The 19299-nt window shown below is 35.1% G+C and carries 14 protein-coding genes; 4 read left to right on the forward strand and 10 right to left on the reverse strand.

Features of this window, described 5'->3' with window-relative positions:
* The first annotated feature begins 2 nt into the window (after positions 1 to 2).
* From LZQ00_RS16775 to LZQ00_RS16785, 3 genes are read left to right on the forward strand one after another with little or no spacing between them, the layout of a single operon-like run.
* Positions 3 to 3251 carry a SusC/RagA family TonB-linked outer membrane protein gene (locus tag LZQ00_RS16775; protein WP_234510404.1) on the forward strand — a complete coding sequence of 1083 codons (3249 nt, stop codon included), beginning with the start codon at positions 3 to 5 and terminating at the stop codon, positions 3249 to 3251.
* Positions 3252 to 3262: 11 nt separating this feature from the next.
* Positions 3263 to 4792: a SusD/RagB family nutrient-binding outer membrane lipoprotein gene (locus LZQ00_RS16780; RefSeq protein WP_234510405.1), complete on the forward strand. Its 1530-nt coding sequence runs from the start codon at positions 3263 to 3265 to the stop codon at positions 4790 to 4792.
* 23 nt (positions 4793 to 4815) lie between these two features.
* A complete protein-coding gene (locus tag LZQ00_RS16785) occupies positions 4816 to 6336 on the forward strand; it encodes a DUF5689 domain-containing protein (RefSeq protein WP_234510406.1) in 1521 nt (506 codons plus the stop codon).
* A gap of 72 nt (positions 6337 to 6408) precedes the next feature.
* Here LZQ00_RS16785 and LZQ00_RS16790 read toward each other — a convergent pair whose 3' ends face one another.
* From LZQ00_RS16790 to LZQ00_RS16835, 10 genes are all read right to left on the reverse strand, one after another.
* Positions 6409 to 7395 carry a rhodanese-related sulfurtransferase gene (locus LZQ00_RS16790; protein ID WP_234510407.1) on the reverse strand — a complete coding sequence of 329 codons (987 nt, stop codon included), beginning with the start codon at positions 7393 to 7395 and terminating at the stop codon, positions 6409 to 6411.
* A 169-nt stretch (positions 7396 to 7564) separates the two neighbouring features.
* Complete coding sequence (locus LZQ00_RS16795; protein ID WP_234510408.1) at positions 7565 to 7777, reverse strand: DUF3820 family protein; 213 nt, start codon at positions 7775 to 7777, stop codon at positions 7565 to 7567.
* A 2-nt stretch (positions 7778 to 7779) separates the two neighbouring features.
* Positions 7780 to 8535 (reverse strand): glycosyltransferase family 2 protein, encoded by a 756-nt coding sequence (locus LZQ00_RS16800; protein WP_234510409.1) that lies wholly within the window; start codon positions 8533 to 8535, stop codon positions 7780 to 7782.
* A 1-nt stretch (position 8536) separates the two neighbouring features.
* Positions 8537 to 9451: a glycosyltransferase gene (locus tag LZQ00_RS16805; RefSeq protein ID WP_234510410.1), complete on the reverse strand. Its 915-nt coding sequence runs from the start codon at positions 9449 to 9451 to the stop codon at positions 8537 to 8539.
* Complete coding sequence (locus tag LZQ00_RS16810) at positions 9451 to 10350, reverse strand: glycosyltransferase (RefSeq protein ID WP_234510411.1); 900 nt, start codon at positions 10348 to 10350, stop codon at positions 9451 to 9453. The genes LZQ00_RS16805 and LZQ00_RS16810 overlap by 1 nt, the downstream gene beginning before the upstream one ends.
* Positions 10337 to 11797 (reverse strand): lipopolysaccharide biosynthesis protein, encoded by a 1461-nt coding sequence (locus LZQ00_RS16815; protein WP_234510412.1) that lies wholly within the window; start codon positions 11795 to 11797, stop codon positions 10337 to 10339. Before LZQ00_RS16815 ends, LZQ00_RS16810 begins: the two co-directional genes overlap by 14 nt.
* Before the next feature lie 19 nt (positions 11798 to 11816).
* On the reverse strand, positions 11817 to 12560 hold the full coding sequence (locus tag LZQ00_RS16820) for a DeoR/GlpR family DNA-binding transcription regulator (RefSeq protein ID WP_234510413.1): 744 nt from the start codon (positions 12558 to 12560) through the stop codon (positions 11817 to 11819).
* A gap of 72 nt (positions 12561 to 12632) precedes the next feature.
* On the reverse strand, positions 12633 to 13505 hold the full coding sequence (locus tag LZQ00_RS16825) for a hypothetical protein (protein ID WP_234510414.1): 873 nt from the start codon (positions 13503 to 13505) through the stop codon (positions 12633 to 12635).
* 135 nt (positions 13506 to 13640) lie between these two features.
* On the reverse strand, positions 13641 to 14366 hold the full coding sequence (locus LZQ00_RS16830) for a YebC/PmpR family DNA-binding transcriptional regulator (RefSeq protein WP_234510415.1): 726 nt from the start codon (positions 14364 to 14366) through the stop codon (positions 13641 to 13643).
* A 2-nt stretch (positions 14367 to 14368) separates the two neighbouring features.
* Positions 14369 to 15319 carry an NAD-dependent epimerase/dehydratase family protein gene (locus LZQ00_RS16835; RefSeq protein WP_234510416.1) on the reverse strand — a complete coding sequence of 317 codons (951 nt, stop codon included), beginning with the start codon at positions 15317 to 15319 and terminating at the stop codon, positions 14369 to 14371.
* Between the two features lie 870 nt (positions 15320 to 16189).
* Between LZQ00_RS16835 and LZQ00_RS16840 the strand changes: the two genes are divergently transcribed.
* Complete coding sequence (locus LZQ00_RS16840; RefSeq protein WP_234510417.1) at positions 16190 to 19285, forward strand: hypothetical protein; 3096 nt, start codon at positions 16190 to 16192, stop codon at positions 19283 to 19285.
* Positions 19286 to 19299: the final 14 nt, after the last annotated feature.

A 19299-nucleotide genomic window follows, 5' to 3' on the forward strand; every position in this document is an offset into this window, starting at 1 on the left:
GCATGAAGCATTATTATCTGCCTAAATTAAAGAAAGCGTTACTTATTATCGGTTTATTTGAATGTAGTTATCAGCCAGTATCAGCATATACGAATGGTTTTGAATTCCTCAACCGAACTGAGTCCATAACCCAAGACTTAATTTTATTTAAAGGGAAAGTTGTTGATGCTAATGGAGCACCTCTTGCTGATGTTTCTATTTTTAATGGGAATAAAAGTATTGGAAAGACGAATAAAGACGGAATGTTTGCTCTCTCAATTCCTAAAGGAACTGTTTTGACATTTAAGTCATTGGGACATCGTAATCATGAGGAGCGTGTATTTAAAGAATCATTAAATGTAGAGATTAAATTGCATGCAACAGAGCGAGCTTTGGAAGAAGTTGTTGTTACAGCATTGGGGATTAAACGTGAAGAGAAGTCTCTTGGTTATTCAGTGAGTACAGTGAAGGGTGAGGAGCTGACAAATGCAGTTTCAAGCAATTGGATGGATGCACTATCAGGCAAAGTTGCGGGTCTCAATCTTGTACGCTCGGGAGCAGGACCTGTTGGATCTACCAAGATTATATTGCGAGGAGAGAATAATTTGACGGGTGAAAATCAAGCATTGATTGTCGTTGATGGCGTAATCATCAATACGGGCTCTGGTAGACGCTCTGGTAATGCATCCGAAGCAATTTATGGCACAGGTAGTGATAATATGCCTGCAGATTATGGCTCAGGTATGGATGATATCAATCCCGAAGATATTGAGAGTGTATCTGTTTTAAAGGGGCCAGGTGCGGCAGCTCTGTATGGTCAAAAGGCAGCAAATGGTGCAGTCATCATTACAACCAAATCTGGTGCTAAAAGAAATGGAAAATCATTAGGAATCACATTGAATTCAAATACTTCATTTGAGAGTGTGAACCGTTGGCCAGATTTACAATACGAATATGGTCAGGGTATAGGGGGTGCTGATTACTATTCTTTTGGAACTACTATTGATGGGAGTAGTACGAGTGGTACAAGTTCTGCATATGGGCCAAAATTTGATGGTCAATATTTTTTTCAATATGATCCAAACCTTCAAGGAGTAGGGACAGAACGCACACTCTGGAGACCCTATAAAAATAACAACAGTTTCTTTGATGTCGGTAAAACCTTTATGAATACGCTGTCTATTGATGGTGGAACCGAGAAGACCAATGCTCGTTTTTCGGCAACAAATGTAAGTAATACGTGGATCGTACCGAATACAGGTTATGATCGCAATACAATCGCTTTATCTGTCAACTCTAAGGTAAGTGATAAGTTGAGTATCACATCTAAAGTAAGTTATAATAATCGCAAAAGTGACAACTTACCTGGAGCAGGATATGGTAACCAATCTTTGATGTATTGGTATATATTTTGGCAACCTAATGCTGATGTCAATTGGTTGAAAACTTATTGGGTAAATGGACAAGAGGGAAAAAAGATCATGTATCCATTCAGTACGTATCCTGAAAATCCATATGCAATCTCATACGAATTTATCAATCGCAATAACCGAAATACTTTTACAGGTAATGCGCAAGCGTCTTATCAGTTTTCTAAGGAATTTAGTGCACAAGTTCGGGCATCTATTGATTTTTCAAATGAAGATAGAGCACAATTGCGACCGTACGATGCAGGTTCGAAACTAGCAGAGGGAAGTTATCGGACACAGGAGATATTTTCGAAAGAAACAAATCTAGATTTCTTGTTGAAATATGATAAAAAAATACATGAGAATTGGCAAGTAACAGCAACAGGTGGAGGAAGTACATTGCGAAACAATTATCGTATGACTTCTTTGGCCTCAGATGGCTTGACTTTCCCAGGAGTATACAGCCATACCAATAATAAGTATGGTATTAAAAGCATTCAGGATATTAGAAACTTTCAAATTAACAGTTTTTATGGTTTAGTTACTGCAGGATTTAAAGATTATCTATTCTTTGATGCTACGGGTCGAATGGATTGGACGAGTACATTAGCTTCATCGGTTGTACCTGATAAAAATGTGGGTTTCTTCTATAACTCGTTCAACAGTAGTTTAGTCTTGTCTCAATTATTTACACTACCTAAGGCTATTAATTTTGCAAAGTTGAGAGCTTCAGTTGCTTGGGTAGGTTCTGGTGTAGAGGCTCCTTATATGACGGCATATGGATATATTGGAGGTAATCCGTTGATCGGAGGTTCATTGCAAAACCCTACAACTTTGGTAAACCCAAATATCGAACCTCTTTCTACGCGTTCAATTGAATTTGGAACAGATGTACGGATGTTTAAAAATCGTTTAAATGTTGATGTGGCGGTTTATCAAGGAAATACAAGTAATCAGCATTTGTATCGTACTATAGATCCCTCTTCAGGATCCTCTAGGTATTTAATGAATATGGGAGAAGTGCGTAATAGAGGCGTGGAAGTTTCATTAAATACGAATCAAGTTGTTAATAAAGAGGGGTTTAATTGGTCTTCTAGTCTTACTTATAGTGCTAATAACAATAACATTATGTCCATTCCAGATTCTTCGATTGTGCTGCAATATCGTTCTGTAGGAAGTGGACAAATAGTGGGTCTGCCTGGAGGAAGTATGGGAGATATGTATGGTATAGGATATCAACGTGCACCTGATGGTCAGATTATATACAATGAGAAGACCGGTGTAGCTCTCTTAACAGAGAATGTTGTTTATTTGGGTAACACCATTCCAACGGGTAAATTAAGTTTAGGAAATACATTCAGCTATAAAAATTTTAGATTAAATGTATTATTTGATACACAATGGGGAGCTGTGGGACATTCATTGACACACTATAAATTGGCGGAACAAGGTAAAACTAAAAATACACTTCCAGGTCGATACAATGGAATTATTGGAAATGGTGTTCTTGCAAATGGAGATGGTACTTACCGCAAGAATGATGTCATAGCGACGAATATTGACGAATACTATCGCTCACATTACGGTCAAGATAATGCCGAGGGAAGTACTTTTCCTACAGATTTTATCAAATTTCGTGAGGCGAGATTGGATTATACATTCAAAAAGGATGTTTTGAAACGATGGGGATTAGATAAGGCAACTATCGGTCTTTACGGAAGAAACTTATTTATTTGGTCAAAATGGCCTGCTTTCGATCCTGAATTTGGAACATTGGACGGAGGAGATATTGTCAAAGGATTTGAAATCGCTCAGTTTCCATCCACACGAACAATCGGATTTAATCTAGTCGTTGGTTTTTAATCTACAATAAAATGAAAAATACGATAAAAAAAATAACTTTTGCTTTTCTTGCATTATCGATAGGTCTACAAGCATGTGATAAAGGTTTTATAGACTTAAATACTGATCCCGTAAAAACAACAGAAGCTTACGCTTCCCAATTCATGGCTAATGGATTACTCAATGCCGTATCAACCAATATGAATAGAAACAGGAGCTTTACAAATGAATTGATGCAAGTGACGGTTTCTATTGGTGAAGGAGATGGGAAAGTATTTCGATACGATTTCAGACCAAGTTGGTCAAGTTACCTCTGGGATCAACATTATAAACAGTTAATGAATTTCAAAGATATGTACCTTAAAGCCTCGGAAGAAGTTAGTTTTAATCGTTCTTATCAAGGAATAGCATTGCTGTGTCAATCTTGGTTATTCTCCATATTAACGGATACCTATGGCGATGTTCCTTATTCTCAAGCTTTGTTAGGTCGTGACTCGCTCATTTTAGAACCTAGATTTGATGAGCAGCGCACCATTTATAACGGTATGTTTCAAAAGTTTGAAGAGGCCAATGCATTGTTGAAAGCTGGAGAAGCAATTGATCCAACAGCAGATCCTGTTTTTGCGGGTGATGTCTCAAAATGGCGTAAATTATCAAATTCGATGTATTTGCGGTTATTGTTACGTATTGCTCACAAAGAGGATGGGGGTGCAGATGCAATTAAGAAGATTAAAGAAATTCTAGAAGATAATACAAGTGAATATCCAATCATGTCAAGCAATAGTGATGTGGCTGTTTTACGATGGACGGGAAAAGGAGCCTATGTTTCACCATTTATGGAGACACGCGCGCAAGACTTCCGTGCGACTTCTCTTGCTTCTTTTTTTATTGATCATTTAAGGGACTGGAATGACCCTCGTTTGAATATTCCTGAGTATGGTACAGCTGGTATTAACCGATTGGGAATTGCCACTGTGTCTGGAAACTATGTCGGTGTAGAAAGTGGCTATGCAGCGGGAAATGCGGAGGATTACACTAAAATGAGTTATTTCTATTCCTATGATCAAAATGCTGGGGTCAATAGTTTACAGACGGAGCCATTGACAGGGATGATTATGAATTATGCAGAGGTTGAATTTATAAAGGTTGAGGCTATTATTAAGGGATGGGTTTCGGGTTCAGCAGAAACGTATTATAAAAGTGCTGTTGAAAATAATATTAAGCTCTGGGTTCCAAACTTGACACAGCCTGTGCAAGATTATTTAGCGAATGCGGACATCCAATGGGATGAAAATAAAACCCTAGCTCAAAAAATGCAACTTCTGCATTTACAGAAATATTATGCCCTGTTTATGGTAGATATGCAACAATGGTTTGAATACCGCAGAACAGGTTATCCCATTTTGCCGAAAGGCGCTGGTTTGAAAAATAATGGTGAAATGCCTTCACGAATGGTATATCCTGTTATTGTACAATCTTCGAATCCTACTGGTTACAAAGAAGCTATTGCTAATCAAGGAGCAGATTTAATTAATACCAAGGTATGGTGGCAAAAACCTTAATGGTACATTCAATGGAAACTAAAATGAAAAAATTACTTTTTAATATAACAACGATGATAGTGGTTTTGTCGGCCATGGTATCATGTCAAGATACCAACTATCCAGGAGGTACAATCAGTCCATATATAGGAATTTTTGATCTTCGTAATTTATATAAAGGTGAGGTCGTAACGATCGATGCAGAAAAACTGGATGGTTCGAGTAAGCTGGCCGCATTGGTGGTATCAGATCATAAAGGGGGCAACTTACCCGAAGGGTTGCTGGTCGTTCAGGATGCAAGACGTTTAGGTAAATTGCGCGGTATTTCAATTGACTTAGGAGCATCAGCAGAAAACTATCAACCTGGAGATTCTGTGGTCATTGATATTGTTGGAAGTCAATTACTACGGGAGGGTGGTATTTTGAAGTTGAAAAATGTTAAAGAAAACCATATTACGAAGGTTGCTTCTGGTAGACCCATAAATAATAATGTTGTGACCGCTAAGGCTATTTTAGAAAATCTGGACGCATATGAAAGTACACTGGTTATTATATTGAAAGGTGGATTTAATCCGATTCCAAAAGAGGGAGAAGTATTGTCAGGTACTAAATTATTAAATGATGGATTTGCCAATTTAAACTTAGTAACAAATGAAAAAGCAAATTTTTCGCAACAATCACTCTATGTGTTAGGTAATTATTATGGTATTGTTTTTAATAAAGAAGCTGCTGATGGTACACAAACCCCTTATTTGAAATGTCGCACTAAAGAAGATATTCTTTTGCTGAGCTCAGAAATTGAAATTGCGCCAATTGTTATCACGGGCTTTGCAAGTGATGTTAAAGGATCAGATACGAACTATGAGTATATGCAGTTTATGGCGACAGAGGATATTGATTTCGCTAAAACACCTTATGCTGTAGTGGTCAGTAATAATGCAAATGCTTCCACACCAACAGGCGCACCTATCAATGGTTGGGCAACAGGTGGAATGAGAACTTATAAGTTTAATATAACAAAGGGTTTTGCTGCTAAAGGAACATACTTCTATGTTGGGGGAAAATATCAACTGATCAATGGTGGTGCTTCAACAAGTTTGAGTACATCTAATTGGGTGTTAAATTATGATTATAATGAAAATAATGGATTTGACTTTGGAAATAGAACCTCTGGATTGCTTGCAAATAGTGGAAATGCTTTTGGAATAGCGATTTTTAAGGGGACAAGTGTAACAAAGGATTCGAAACCTATAGATGTTATGTTTAATTCAGGTGGAGGTGCCCTTTGGGAAGGAGATAAAGGTTATCGTATCACCAATAGTGATTTCTATGATGTCATCAACCCTTTAACAATGCAACCCCAGCCTTTTTTCAAACAGGGTACCAATCAATTGTTTTTAAAGTATAATACAGCAGACGTTGGTTATTTTGTAAGTCTTGGAGGAGAGTATAATCGCACACTTGGACGTTGGACTGTAGCTCGTAGCCAAAATAATATAGAGATGACTAAAACGTCTTTAATCACAGATATAGAATATAAAGGTGCGACTAAAATAGTAGAGTAATGTTGGATTAAAGGATCTAATGTTTTACCAGTAATAAGGAAGCCCCATCAGATGATAGGGCTTCCTTATTATTTATGCTTCAACTTGCTCTTTAGGAGGAAAGTTTTTATGTTTTCTTTTACTTATCTTTTCGATGTTAACTGGTTGAGGTATTTTTACGTAATAACCTGTTCCATCATAAGTGCGTTTTAAAGGATCTTCTTGACATGTGGTAGAACAACAGCCTTCCAATTTCTCTCCACATTCGTCGCATTGTGTAAAATGCTCATTGCAAATCGGACTAGCACAGTTAATCATTTTTGATGTTTCTTTTCCACAGTTCTTACAGGTTGAAACCACAACAGGATTTATGGAGTTGACATCTACGGTAACCCGATTATCAAAAACATAACATTTACCATCAAAGTCTTTACCGCCAGCTTCTTTACCATATTTGATAATACCACCATGTAATTGATAGACATCTTCAAAACCTTCTGCCAGTAATAATGCTGAAGCTTTTTCACATTTGATACCACCCGTACAATAGGTCAAGATTTTTTTACCTTTATATTGTTCCAGTTCTTTTACTTTTTCAGGAAACTCTCGAAAATTTTCCATGTCTAAAGTGACCGCATTTTTAAAACGACCCACATTGTGTTCATAATTAGAGCGGACATCTAATACCACAACATCTTCACGATCTTTCATCTCCATGAAATCTTTCGGTTCCAAGTGAACACCTGTTTTTTGAGTGGGATCAATAATCTTCGGATTACGTAAGCCTGAATGAACAATTTCTGACTTATAACGACAATGCATCTTGATAAAAGAAGGCTCTGCTACATCGTCAATTTTGAACTCTGTATGATTGAATCGTCCATCTGCATAAATAGCATCCATATAAGCTTGACAAGCTTCTGGACTGCCTGATACCGTGCCATTTAAACCTTCATCTGCGACGATAATACGTCCGACTAATTGAAGTGATTTACAAAATTCTAAATGATCAGCAGCAAATTTTTCTGCATCAGCGATAGGACTGTAACAATAGTACAGTAAAGTTTGATATTGTGCCATAGTTTTCATTGATACCGCTGCAAACGGCGTTTAATGTAAATGAATTAGAGCACAAACTTAGTTAAAAATTGAATATTAAACAATTTTTAACGTTCTATCATCAACCTATGAAAAACAAATATTATGATGAAACATAGAAAAAATATGAAAAGCTCTTAAATGATTTTCATCACTTTTTCTTTAAGGGCTCTAACAAGTACTCCAGACCATTCAATTTAATTTCATATAATGTTGCTAATTGAAGGCCAAGCTTACCTGTAGGAAAGCCTTTCTGATGGAACCAAACGAGATAAGGTTCAGGGAGGTTACATAAGGTATAGCCTTGATATTTGCCAAAGGGCATTTTCACTGTTACAAGTTCAGTTAATATTTCAGGATTCATGATTAGTCTGCTGGATTGCCATTTTTGAAACGATAAACAATCATTTTTGTCACGATGACTAGATGATTAAATAGATTCGGAATCGTTCCGTAGTATTTTTTAAAAATTTCAAAGCGTTCTTTTAAAGATTCGCGATGTTTTTGTTTGGACATTCCCCCCACTAAATAGCGTGCTACATGTTGATTGGCATTCACACATATATTCGCTTTTTTCGCGGCTTTGATTACCCAATCAATATCCGCACATAATTTATATGTTAAATCATAAGGCTCTGCGAGACTCCGTTTGATATAAATAGCTTGATGACAGATGTTCATGCCATATCGAAAGCTTTTCCAATTAAAGTGAGCAGGAACTTTATGACGACGCTCTCCAATGATCTCTCGCTGTTCATTTATTAAAAAGGTTTCCCCATATAAGATATCAGCACCCTCACTTACTTCTGCTAAGTTTGCTAAAGTTTCTTTATTGTGTAATTCATCACCAGAATTCAAAAAAAGTACATAATCTCCGGTTGCTTTGGCTAAACCCTTATTCATTGCGTCATAAATTCCCTTATCTTTTTCAGATAATAGAATTGCAATATTTGACTTGTATTTTTCTACAACATCCAAGGTACCATCTGTCGATGATCCATCAATAATGATGTATTCGACATGTTTATAAGTTTGGTTAACAACGGATTTTAGGGTATGTTCGATATCCCGCACATTATTATAGACGACTGTAATGATGGAAAATGTGGGATTATTATACATGCTATTTTTTTAATTCGTTGAATTTCTTTTTTGCAAAACGAATCCCTCTTCGTAAGAGAGAACCTTTTCTATGGGCGTAAAAATACTTAATTGCTTCATAAGCCCGTGTATACTCTTGAACTTCTTGTGGGAATTCGGTTATTTTTTTATCTGCAAGCACAACTTGATAAGTAGATTCTGCTGCGGTATGTGTTCCAGATCCATCATTACCGATATTCTGCGTCAATGAATTTCGGGGATATAGCACTAACCCGTTATTTTTAAAAACAGAAGCATACCACCGAATAGCCCACGAGTTGATTTTTCCTGCTTTGAATTCCTGAACCTGTTTCCAAAAGTTCTCTTTGCCTTCTATACTAAACTGGTGAATCTGTTCAGCACTAAAATCATCAGTAAGAGCATGAATGTCCGAATTGAAAAAACTCCATGCTCGATCCCAAGTGGCCCAGCCCCAGCTATTTGCAACTCGAAAGAAGAATGTTTCTGGTAATGCTGCTAAGTTTTTAACAGGATAACCATAACCCGATATCTGCATCACTCGATCTTCATTTTGATAACGATCTAATGCATCATTAAAATAGTCTAAAGCAAAAGGAGATGTTGTTAAGTCATCCTCTAAGACAATAATCCGACCATATTGATGGACAATTTTAGAGACTCCATCAATTACGTTGGCCGCTAAACCGCAGTTTGTATCTCTTAAAATAAGATGAACTTTTTTGAATTTCCAATCTCTTTTGATGATTGCTCTCACTTGCTCCACGGCAACTGTTGCCTGTTCATTTTTAGCGGCATCTGAATAGATGAATAATTCCGAATTAGCAGCTATTGCATTTTGCTCCAGAGCTTCCAATGTCTGTATGGTATGCTGCGGTCTATTGTAGACAAAAAGAATAATTGGCGCTAATTTTTTCATTAAATTTTGAAAAATTTTGATTTCAAGAGCTGTAGAATGAGTTTGATATCAGCAATAGATTTTTGTTTGTTTTTTAAAGTATAAAACAAAATTAAAAATTTATAGTATTTGACAACAGATTGGTAAGTTGTCTTATGCAAATATCCTAGTTTTTGCTGTAAATAAAAATAAGAGTTTAAACCTAACTCGACGATATGTAATGAAAAGGGCCTATCTGAAATGGGATGCTGGTATTCTTGAGACATATCCATCTTTATTTCTGCATTTGGAAAAGATTTTAAAATATGTTCATGTAAATATCTTTCCTCTCCATATAAAAATATCTTTGGATCATAACCTCCAATTTGTATAAACGAAGATTTACGAAGGAAGAAACATGCCCCATTTATTACGGAATACTTCGGGTTGAAATGGTTTAATTTTTGAAGGAAAAAATTAACTAAGAATGAGTTTACAGTCAGTTTTCTGGCTAAAAAAGAATGCGTTTTTTTATTATTTTGATCAATTTGCTGTAGCCCTAGGAGCTTTAAATTGGAGTTTTGTATAAAGTTGGTCACTCCCCATTGAAAAACTGGTTTTATGAGCTCAACATCTGGATTGATTAACAAAACATACGCATACTTTGCATGCTCAACGCCAAGATTATTACCAGCACCATAGCCTGCATTAATCGTATTATTAACGATTTGAACATTCGGAAAGTTTTGGGCAAGATAAAGATTTACTTCATTTTGATTGTTGCTATTATTATCAACTACAATCACTTCCAGATTTTCCTCAATATCATTGTTTCTGTAGATTGCTGTAATACAATTATCCAATAATGTTACCTCTGTGTTGTAAGTTAAGATAACGATACTCAGTCCATGATATTCCATGTTTGTTCTATCTTGTAACATATTTTTTCTTAATATATGTCACTATTTCGTGAAGAATAGCAGATTTAAAAATATAAAGAATTGAAAGATATATTGCTGAGAAAACGACAATCTTTATTAAAGAAGATGCGAATATATTGATAAAGTAATGACCACTATAATATGCAATTAGTCCACCGACTATTACTGTAATGACATATTTAATAATAGTCTTACCCAGATAGAGGTATTTTATCCCAGAATGCTTAGCGATCGATATTTGCCAGATAAAGGTCCAAAAAACTGTAAATATAGACATACCCCATACAATATAAATAATGTCCAGCCGATGTAGACAAAAGATAATCAATAACTGTATAAGGCCAAAGGCCACGATGTGACGCATGTAAATATTTGAAGCACCTTTGCTCAGGAAGTAATTACCGTAAAAATTAATAATAGGAGCAAAAGCAGCATTTATACACAATACTTGCAGTAGTGGGACACTAGGCAACCATTTTGAAGAAATTGTAATGGTAATAAACTCTTCTGATATAATACATAACAGTGCTAATGCAGGGAAAGTGGTAAAACAAATGAAGTTCAGTAATTTTAAAAATACCCTATTCTGCTTTTCATTGTCATTATTCAAGTTTGAAAGTAGAGGCTGTGCAAATCCATGAGACATATTGGCAATAATACCTTGAGTCATTCCGCTCCATTTATTTGCTTGTGTATAGTACCCTACCGTTGCTTTTGTTGTAATTTTTCCTAAATAGAATGTTAGTAGATTATTATTGATGTGGTTGACAATATTTGCTATTAGTATTTTATTACTAAACTTCCACATTCCTTTTATAGGACTAAAATCCACTTTCAATGAAGGTCTGAAATCGGATAAGAAAAAACAGATTGCAGAAAAGGAAAAACTATAGGCAACTGACTGGAAAACAATTGACCAATATGAGAAATTATAATAAACCAAAATAATACCCACTATACCCGAAATCAAAACGCTTAATGTCGTTGCTAGAGAGCGCTCCTTTACTTTTAAATTTTTAAAAAGATAAGCGCTATGTGCGATCCCAAAACTACCAAAAACAAAACTAGAGAATAAATATCGAGATAACTTAGTTAACTCCGGTATACCAAAAAATGCGCTAATGAATGGGGCTGCAAAAAATAATAGCGTATATAGACCTAAACTAATTAATATAGTCGTCCAAAATACAGCATTATAATCCTTGTATTCAACATCTTTTTTATTCGCCAATGAACTAATAAATCCCGATTCTTGGATAGTCGATGCAATGAGGGTGAAAATTGTTAGAATACCTACAAGACCATAATCTTCAGCTGAAAGTTTACGAGCTAAATAGATACCAAAAATAAGGTTAAGTAATTGCTGAACTCCAGTAGAAATACCACCCCAAAGTATACCTTTTACAGTTTTAGACTTTAATGACTCGTTATTCTTTTGAGTGGACATTCTTTTTTGTAAAGTACATTTAGATTACGGTCACATTATTTGCAAAATCAAATAAAGATTTGTCTTGAGGATCCATATCCGTAACAAGATATTTTACATCTTTTAGGGGAGCAACTCTCATTTTTTGATTAGAGTTTAGTTTTTCAGCAATACTTAAAATTGCGATATTTTTAGAGCATTTTATCATTGCTCTTTTTATTTGTACGACTTCCCAATCAGAATCTGTAATTCCTTCTTCAACAGACAAACTATTCGTTCCCAACAAGCAAAGATCGATGCGAATGTCAGCAAGCTCATTGATAACCTGTGCTCCAGATACAATATTGGTATTTCTGGATAGTTTCCCTCCAATCAATATCACTTCTAGATTTGGCTTTTCAGCTAATTCTAAAGCAACTAAAGGGCTTATGGTAAAAATTGTACATTGAAGACTATCTGGAACCAGGCGGGCTAACTCGATCATCGTGGTGCCACCTCCTGCTAAAATTGTCATCCCATTTTGAAGTAGACCAATTGCTTTCTTTGCAATTTCTTTTTTTGCTTCTTTTGCATAGACGTTACCATCTTGAAACGGAAATTGAAAAGATTTGGATAGTGCTCCCCCATAAACTTTTAATACTTTTCCATTTTCAGCCAATTCATTTAAATCTCTTCTGATGGTGTCTTCAGAAACATTTAGCTGAATACTTAAATCTGACGATAATACTTTATTATGTAAATTTATTTGGTGTATAATGAAAGCTTGTCTTTCTTCTTTTAACATAACAGATGGTTTAATAACAGAAAATTGATTTGCAAATGTAACAAAATGGAGATATATAAAGTAAATATTTTTTTAATCGTTATCCTTTTGACTTTTTGTTATTCCAGCCTTGAAACGAGGTTTAAATCCTGCAGGTTTGCTTACGGATTCTTGTGAAGGCGTTACCTCTTGCCTGTCCTCAGTAGCTTGCTTTTCCTGTGATGTATTCTCTGATATTTCATTAGTTGCAGGCTTCGTTACTCCTACTTTGAAACGAGGTTTAAATCCTGCGGGTTTGCTTACAGGTTCTTGTGAAGGAGCTGCCTCTTGCTTATCCTCAGTTGCTTTATTTTCCTGTGATGTAGTCTCCGATATTTCAGTGGTTGCAGGTTTCGTTATTCCAGCCTTAAAACGAGGTTTAAATCCTGCAGGTTTGCTCACAGATTCTTGTGAAGGTGTTACCTCTTGCTTGTCCTCAGTTGCTTGATTTTCTTGTGATGTAGTCTCCGATATTTCATTAGTTGCAGGCTTCGTTATTCCAGCCTTAAAACGAGGTTTAAATCCTGCAGGTTTGCTCGCAGATTCTTGTGAAGACGTTGCTTCTTGCTTGTCATCAGTTATTTGATCTTCCTGTGATGTAGTCGCCGATATTTCAGAAGTTACAGGATTCGTTACTCCAGCTTTGAAACGAGGTTTAAAACTAGTTGTTTGAATCGCTGCTTCAGGAGAAATGATTTGTCGCTCGGTTTTACCCACAGTTTCCAACAAATCTTTTTTCTCAACAATCTCTTCTGTTAATCGATAGCTTTTCCGAAGCCTATTGAACCAAAATTTCTTTGTATGATCAAAACTCTTTTCACCCATCGCCGTGAAATGCTTTTTAAATTCTTCATAAAGAGAAATATCCGCTTTTTCTAAAGCGATTAAATCGATCTTTTTTTTAATGAAAAATTCTTCAAAAGTCATCCTTAAAATATTTAATCTATTACAAATGTATACTATTTTATTAAGCTTTAATAGCTCTAAAGTTATTTTAACTAAATTCTATATATAAAGAAAGAGCGCCAAGGGCGCTCTTCTTATTTTATTCTTCAAAAAAAATTAAGCCATGTTATGGTATACTGCTTGCACATCGTCATCTTCTTCGATCTTGTCGATTAATTTTAATACATCAGCAGCATCTTCTTCTGAAATATCGGTGTGAGATAACGCAATACGTTCTAATTTGGCAGAGGTAACAGCAATCCCTTTTTCTTCTAGTAGACGTTGCATATTCCCGAAATCTTCAAATGAAGTTTGGGCAACAACAACATCATTTCCTTCTTCATCTGCTTCTACATACAATTCTTCAAGACCACCATCAATTAGTTCTAATTCTAACTCTTCAATGTCCACATCATCAGTAGCAGGAAATCTAAAAATAGATTTACGGTTGAAAACAAAATCTAAAGATCCTGTTTTACCCAATGTACCACCAGCTTTTGTGAAATAGCTGCGGACATTAGCAACGGTTCTATTTGTGTTATCTGTTGCCGTTTCAATTAAGATAGGCACTCCATGAGGTCCATACCCTTCATATACATATTCTTCATATCCTTTAGAATCTTTTTCAGAAGCTCTTTTTATTGCTGCTTCTACGCGATCCTTAGGCATGTTTACAGCTTTCGCGTTGTGTATTGCTGTACGTAATCTAGAATTAGATTCTGGGTGAGGTCCTCCATCCTTTACTGCAATTGCAATTTCTTTACCTAAGCGAGTAAATTGGATCGCCATTTTGGCCCAGCGTTTAAATTTACGCTCTTTTCTAAATTCGAAAGCTCTTCCCATGTTTATATTTTGTTTGTTTTAAGATTCTCAATCATATCGGCTGTAAGCTTTGCTAAGTCAAAAGCAGGCTTCCAGTTCCAATCTGCTCTCGCTGGAGAATCCTCAATACTAGCAGGCCAAGAGTCTGCGATAGCTTGTCTAGGATCATTCTCCGAGTAAGTGATCACAAAATTAGGAAGAATTTTTTTAATTTCTTCAGCCAGTTGTTTCGGAGTGAAACTTACAGCTGTTAAATTATAACTAGAACGAATCGTTAAACTTTCTTTTGGAGCATCCATTAATTGTAAAGTACCACGTATGGCGTCATCCATATACAACATTGGTAATGCTGTATTTTCAGATAAGAAGCACTCATAACTACCTTTTCTCAATGCATCATAAAAAATGTGAACAGCATAATCGGTTGTACCACCTCCTGGTTCTGCTTTCCATGAGATAATACCAGGATAACGTATACTGCGTATGTCCAATCCACGATGTTCTTGGTACCACTCAACAAGTCTTTCGCCAGCTAATTTACTAATACCATAGATTGTATTGGGATCCATAATACAATATTGATCAGTATTTGTTTTTGGTGAATGTGGACCAAATACGGCGATTGAACTAGGCCAAAAGATTTTAGAAACCTTATACTCAACTGCCAGATCAAGTACATTGAGCAGTCCATTCATATTTAGATCCCAAGCTTTCTGCGGATAGACTTCTCCAGTTGCAGACAACATGGCTGCTAATAAGTATACTTGAGTAGGTTTATATTTTTGGAATAGAAACGCTATAGCACTTTTATCAAGCACATTGAGAGGTTCAAAAATCTCCCCTTCTTTTAAATTTTGAGGCTCTCTGATGTCGGAAGTGATGACATTTTCAGGGCCGAATTTCTCTCTTAAAGCTATAGCCAATTCAGTTCCGATTTGACCATTTGCACCGATGATAATAATGCTTTCTTTCATTGCCACAAATATAGTATTTTTATTATCCGAATCAATGTTTCACATCTCTGCTTATTCGCGTAATAATTCTGTATATGCCTCATTAAAGCCTTTATTATCATGATATTCGGGTGGTTTGAAGAAAGACTAAATCGTTTTTTTTCGTTCTTAAATAGAGCTCGTCAGTTTAATTTTTATAACACTTTCTCGACTTTTATTATAGATCAATCGATTGATTATTTTTTCTTTTTTATACAGGGGAACAGTTCCTGATTTGAACTTTATTTCTCAGAATTTGTTATAAAATAGATACTCATCTCTTAAATAGATTTTTTTAAAATATTTTATTTTTTTTTGAAAAAAAAATTCAAGAATAATTTTTGATGATATAAACAGTAAAAATGATACAATTTTCGTCCTCTCTTATTGAAATGACTTCGTTCAATCAAATTAGGAATTTGTTGCAACCAGCTCGTTCAAACGCATAATGCTTTTATTTCTTATCCCGTTGAACATGAGAAATAAATTTATTATATGATAGTTATCAATTTATCAAATGTTACAGCTAATTATCCAATAACTTTCATTTAAAAACTTCTTTATTAATTTATAAGCTTTATTATAGTATTTTGAATTATTTTTTTAAAAAATATTATTTTATTCAATAAATTACAGTAAATTTATTCTTGAAAAGATTATAGTTTAAACGACAATTCTTTTTATTTAACCTAGACACCAACTAATTATTATTAATTTTTCATTTGTATCTTATAGCGATATATCAATTGCCGCATATTCATGTTCTAGGAAGGAATAGAATTCATTAGGAATATAGAAACGTATAAGATATTAGAGAGAGATCAGACCAAATTAAATAACCAATTGTTAATTATGATGAATATTTTAAAGAAAAGCCTTCTAATAACTTTTGTATTTCTTTTTATAAGTAAAATAACAAATGCTCAAAATTATCTAAAAGATATCATTAGTAATGTTACTCCACTTTCACCTGAGGCATCATCCATACAAAAATTTGGAAATTTACCAATAAACTATTCTGTGGGATTACCTTCTATCAGTGTTCCAATTTTCAGTTATTCAAATAAGGAGTTGGAACTGGAAATAGGATTAAATTATTCTGCTGGCGGAATAAAGGTGGATGAGATATCCTCCAGTATTGGAATCGGCTGGAGCTTAGGAGCAGGTGGAGTTATTTCTAGGATGGTTAGAGGAACTTATGATGAACTGGTATTAGATGGATTTTTAAATTCTGGTCCCTTACCAACAAGTGAATTACTTGGTAACAGACCTATGGAAGAATATGATAGACCATTTAATAAAATGCAGCAAAATAGGTTAGATCCTCAGAATGATGTCTTCAATTTTTCATTTGGAGGTTCAAGTGGTACATTTTATCTAGGAAAGAATAATGACATCCTCATTGCACCGCAAAGGAAACTCAAGATTGAGAAATTCATTTCAACCATCGATGGTAAGGCATTAATTTCCAAATTTGAAATTACGGACGAAATCGGAAGAAAGTATATTTTTGAAGCATTTGAGGTATCTACAATTTTTAATGGCGCGCTTAACAATACCTATACAAGTTCGTGGTATCTGACACAGATTATTGCGCCAAATCTGAAAGATAAAATATTGATAAGTTATACAGATGTAAATCTTGATCGATACGATTCTTATCGTAATGTATCCGAAAGAAGACTTGCCAATACAGGAGGTGGGCTGGTTTCCTCTTCTGAATTGATCGCACAGAGTATCAAGGCAAAAAGAATTTCCAATATTTTATTTCCCAATGGAGTACAGGTCAATTTTTTATATAACACAAGTAACCGAACGGATCTAACTGGTGATAAATCATTGATTAAAATCGCAATTGTAGACAATTACGGCGGTGAAAAGGGATTTAACCTGGAACAGGACTATTCTTTAAACAGACTGACTTTAAAAAAGGTACTTCCTTATGTTAAAAATTCTACGGTAATAGAACGACCATACGAATTTCTTTATAATAGTGCATTACCAGCAAAATTAAGTTTCCAACAAGATCATTGGGGTTACTATAACAATAATGCCACAAATAATCTGATTCCTGCTGAAAATTTTAATTCTAGCATAGGAGGATTAACAAGTTTACCAGGAGGAAATCGTGAGGTAGATCCTGTCAGATGTTTGGCGGGTTCTTTAAAAAGGATGAAATATCCGACCGGGGGGTATACTGATTTTGAATTTGGACCTAACGTTGCAGACCACGAGTGGCATTTAAAAAATCAAGGATATGTGGGTGGAATTAGGATAAACCGGATGCTGGATTATGATACAATTTCCACCTCACCAGTAGCAATTAAAGAATTTGATTATTTAACTGAAGACGGAAGTAAAAGTTCTGGAGAGATTGGTATATATCCTCTTTATTCCCAAGCAGTATATTATGAAGCTGCTGACCCATATTTAGTTATGGAGCACAATTATTCTAGTTATACTCCAAATTATATTATTAGATCTAACTCTACAGTGGATAATCTCGTGACTCTGAATGGTAGCCCGGTAAACTACCGTCGAGTTGTAGAAAGAAATTATGGAAAGACTGGGCAGTATATTGGCAAGATAGTTCGGGAGTTTTCTTCCTTATCTGTAAACAATTCATTCTATTTTCCTCAGCTTCCGAAATCTGTACTCTCTTGGAATTCAGGATTATTACTAAATGAAACAGTTTTTGACGCGAAAGATAGAAAAGTGACCCGAAAGGAATTAAAGTATAATTATATTGATGACTACTTCTATCAAAATAGTACGAGAAGGGAAAATTTTAGAAACCAAATAATAGCGCCCGTTAAATTCAGATCATCAACCACTGGAAACCAACTGAATTTTGATGGATCACCTGTTTATTTTCTAATGAATGAATTTATGCCTTATTCAGGGAGATCAGAATTAATGAATGAAAAGAATTCAGAATTTGATTCATTGGGAACTGAGCTCTTAGCAAAATCGAAATCATTTAGTTATGACAATGAATATTTTTATAAAAAAACGGATACTGTACGAGACAGTCGCGATATGTTGGTTATTTCAGATTATAAATATGTTCCGGATATGAGTAAAATTACAGGGACTGCTACAGATATTTATAGGGAAATGCTTTCAAAAAATATCATTAATCGCATGATTGAATCGACGAATAAGCGTGGAAGTAAGCAAATTTATTATTTAAGAAATGACTTTGTAAAATTACCATCTGGGGCTTTTGATGTGAAGTTAAAAAAAGAAGGGGTGAGTGCGAGTTCATTTGTTCAAGCTGACTTTCTACTTTATGATGAATATGGAAATCCTACACTGATTAAAGATGCACAAGGTAAATACATTTCCCTGGTATGGGATTCAAAAGGTCATAATCTCATAGGAATGAATATTAGTCCCAGTTCAGAAAATTTTATCCTACTAGATGTCGATAATGATGGTAACCGGCTTTCTTCTTCTCATATAGATGCCATGACGAATGTACCTGGAATTAAGACGGATCCAACCTTTGGATATGCGATTGATATGACCACCGGAAATGGTATGCTAGAATTTAAAGCTGCATTTACAGCGAATGGCATATATGAAATGGTGTTCTGGGAGCTGGGTTCAGATTTTGGTCAGAATTTAGGGACTGCTCAAATCTTATCTTCAGAAATAATTTCAACTTTAGGGACCTGGAAGAAACGAAGGGTTCGGTTCAAATATCTTTCTGGGTATTTAACCATTTATTCTGCACTAGGAATAATCAGAAATATGACAATACAGGCTGAGGGATCACAAACAAGCACGTATACCTACAGCCCACTTGTTGGCATGAAGAGCAAAACCGATCCAAGAGGAGTAACGGAGTATTATCAATATGATGGCTTTCAGCGCCTCAAGGCAATATTGAATCAATTTAAGGATATAACCAAATCATTTGATTACAATTATCGTCCCAATTAACCGAAGCTAAGATT

This window comes from Sphingobacterium sp. SRCM116780 (genome assembly GCF_021442025.1).
In the GTDB taxonomy this organism is placed as follows: Bacteria; Bacteroidota; Bacteroidia; order Sphingobacteriales; family Sphingobacteriaceae; genus Sphingobacterium.

Excerpts from the sequence above, each read along its gene's own strand:
- LZQ00_RS16775 (WP_234510404.1), top strand. The coding sequence starts at position 3 with ATGAAGCATTATTATCTGCCTAAATTAAAGAAAGCGTTACTTATTATC.
- LZQ00_RS16780 (WP_234510405.1), top strand. The coding sequence starts at position 3,263 with ATGAAAAATACGATAAAAAAAATAACTTTTGCTTTTCTTGCATTATCG.
- LZQ00_RS16785 (WP_234510406.1), top strand. The coding sequence starts at position 4,816 with ATGAAAAAATTACTTTTTAATATAACAACGATGATAGTGGTTTTGTCG.
- LZQ00_RS16790 (WP_234510407.1), bottom strand. The coding sequence starts at position 7,395 with ATGGCACAATATCAAACTTTACTGTACTATTGTTACAGTCCTATCGCT.
- LZQ00_RS16795 (WP_234510408.1), bottom strand. The coding sequence starts at position 7,777 with ATGAATCCTGAAATATTAACTGAACTTGTAACAGTGAAAATGCCCTTT.
- LZQ00_RS16800 (WP_234510409.1), bottom strand. The coding sequence starts at position 8,535 with ATGTATAATAATCCCACATTTTCCATCATTACAGTCGTCTATAATAAT.
- LZQ00_RS16805 (WP_234510410.1), bottom strand. The coding sequence starts at position 9,451 with ATGAAAAAATTAGCGCCAATTATTCTTTTTGTCTACAATAGACCGCAG.
- LZQ00_RS16810 (WP_234510411.1), bottom strand. The coding sequence starts at position 10,350 with ATGTTACAAGATAGAACAAACATGGAATATCATGGACTGAGTATCGTT.
- LZQ00_RS16815 (WP_234510412.1), bottom strand. The coding sequence starts at position 11,797 with ATGTCCACTCAAAAGAATAACGAGTCATTAAAGTCTAAAACTGTAAAA.
- LZQ00_RS16820 (WP_234510413.1), bottom strand. The coding sequence starts at position 12,560 with ATGTTAAAAGAAGAAAGACAAGCTTTCATTATACACCAAATAAATTTA.
- LZQ00_RS16825 (WP_234510414.1), bottom strand. The coding sequence starts at position 13,505 with ATGACTTTTGAAGAATTTTTCATTAAAAAAAAGATCGATTTAATCGCT.
- LZQ00_RS16830 (WP_234510415.1), bottom strand. The coding sequence starts at position 14,366 with ATGGGAAGAGCTTTCGAATTTAGAAAAGAGCGTAAATTTAAACGCTGG.
- LZQ00_RS16835 (WP_234510416.1), bottom strand. The coding sequence starts at position 15,319 with ATGAAAGAAAGCATTATTATCATCGGTGCAAATGGTCAAATCGGAACT.
- LZQ00_RS16840 (WP_234510417.1), top strand. The coding sequence starts at position 16,190 with ATGATGAATATTTTAAAGAAAAGCCTTCTAATAACTTTTGTATTTCTT.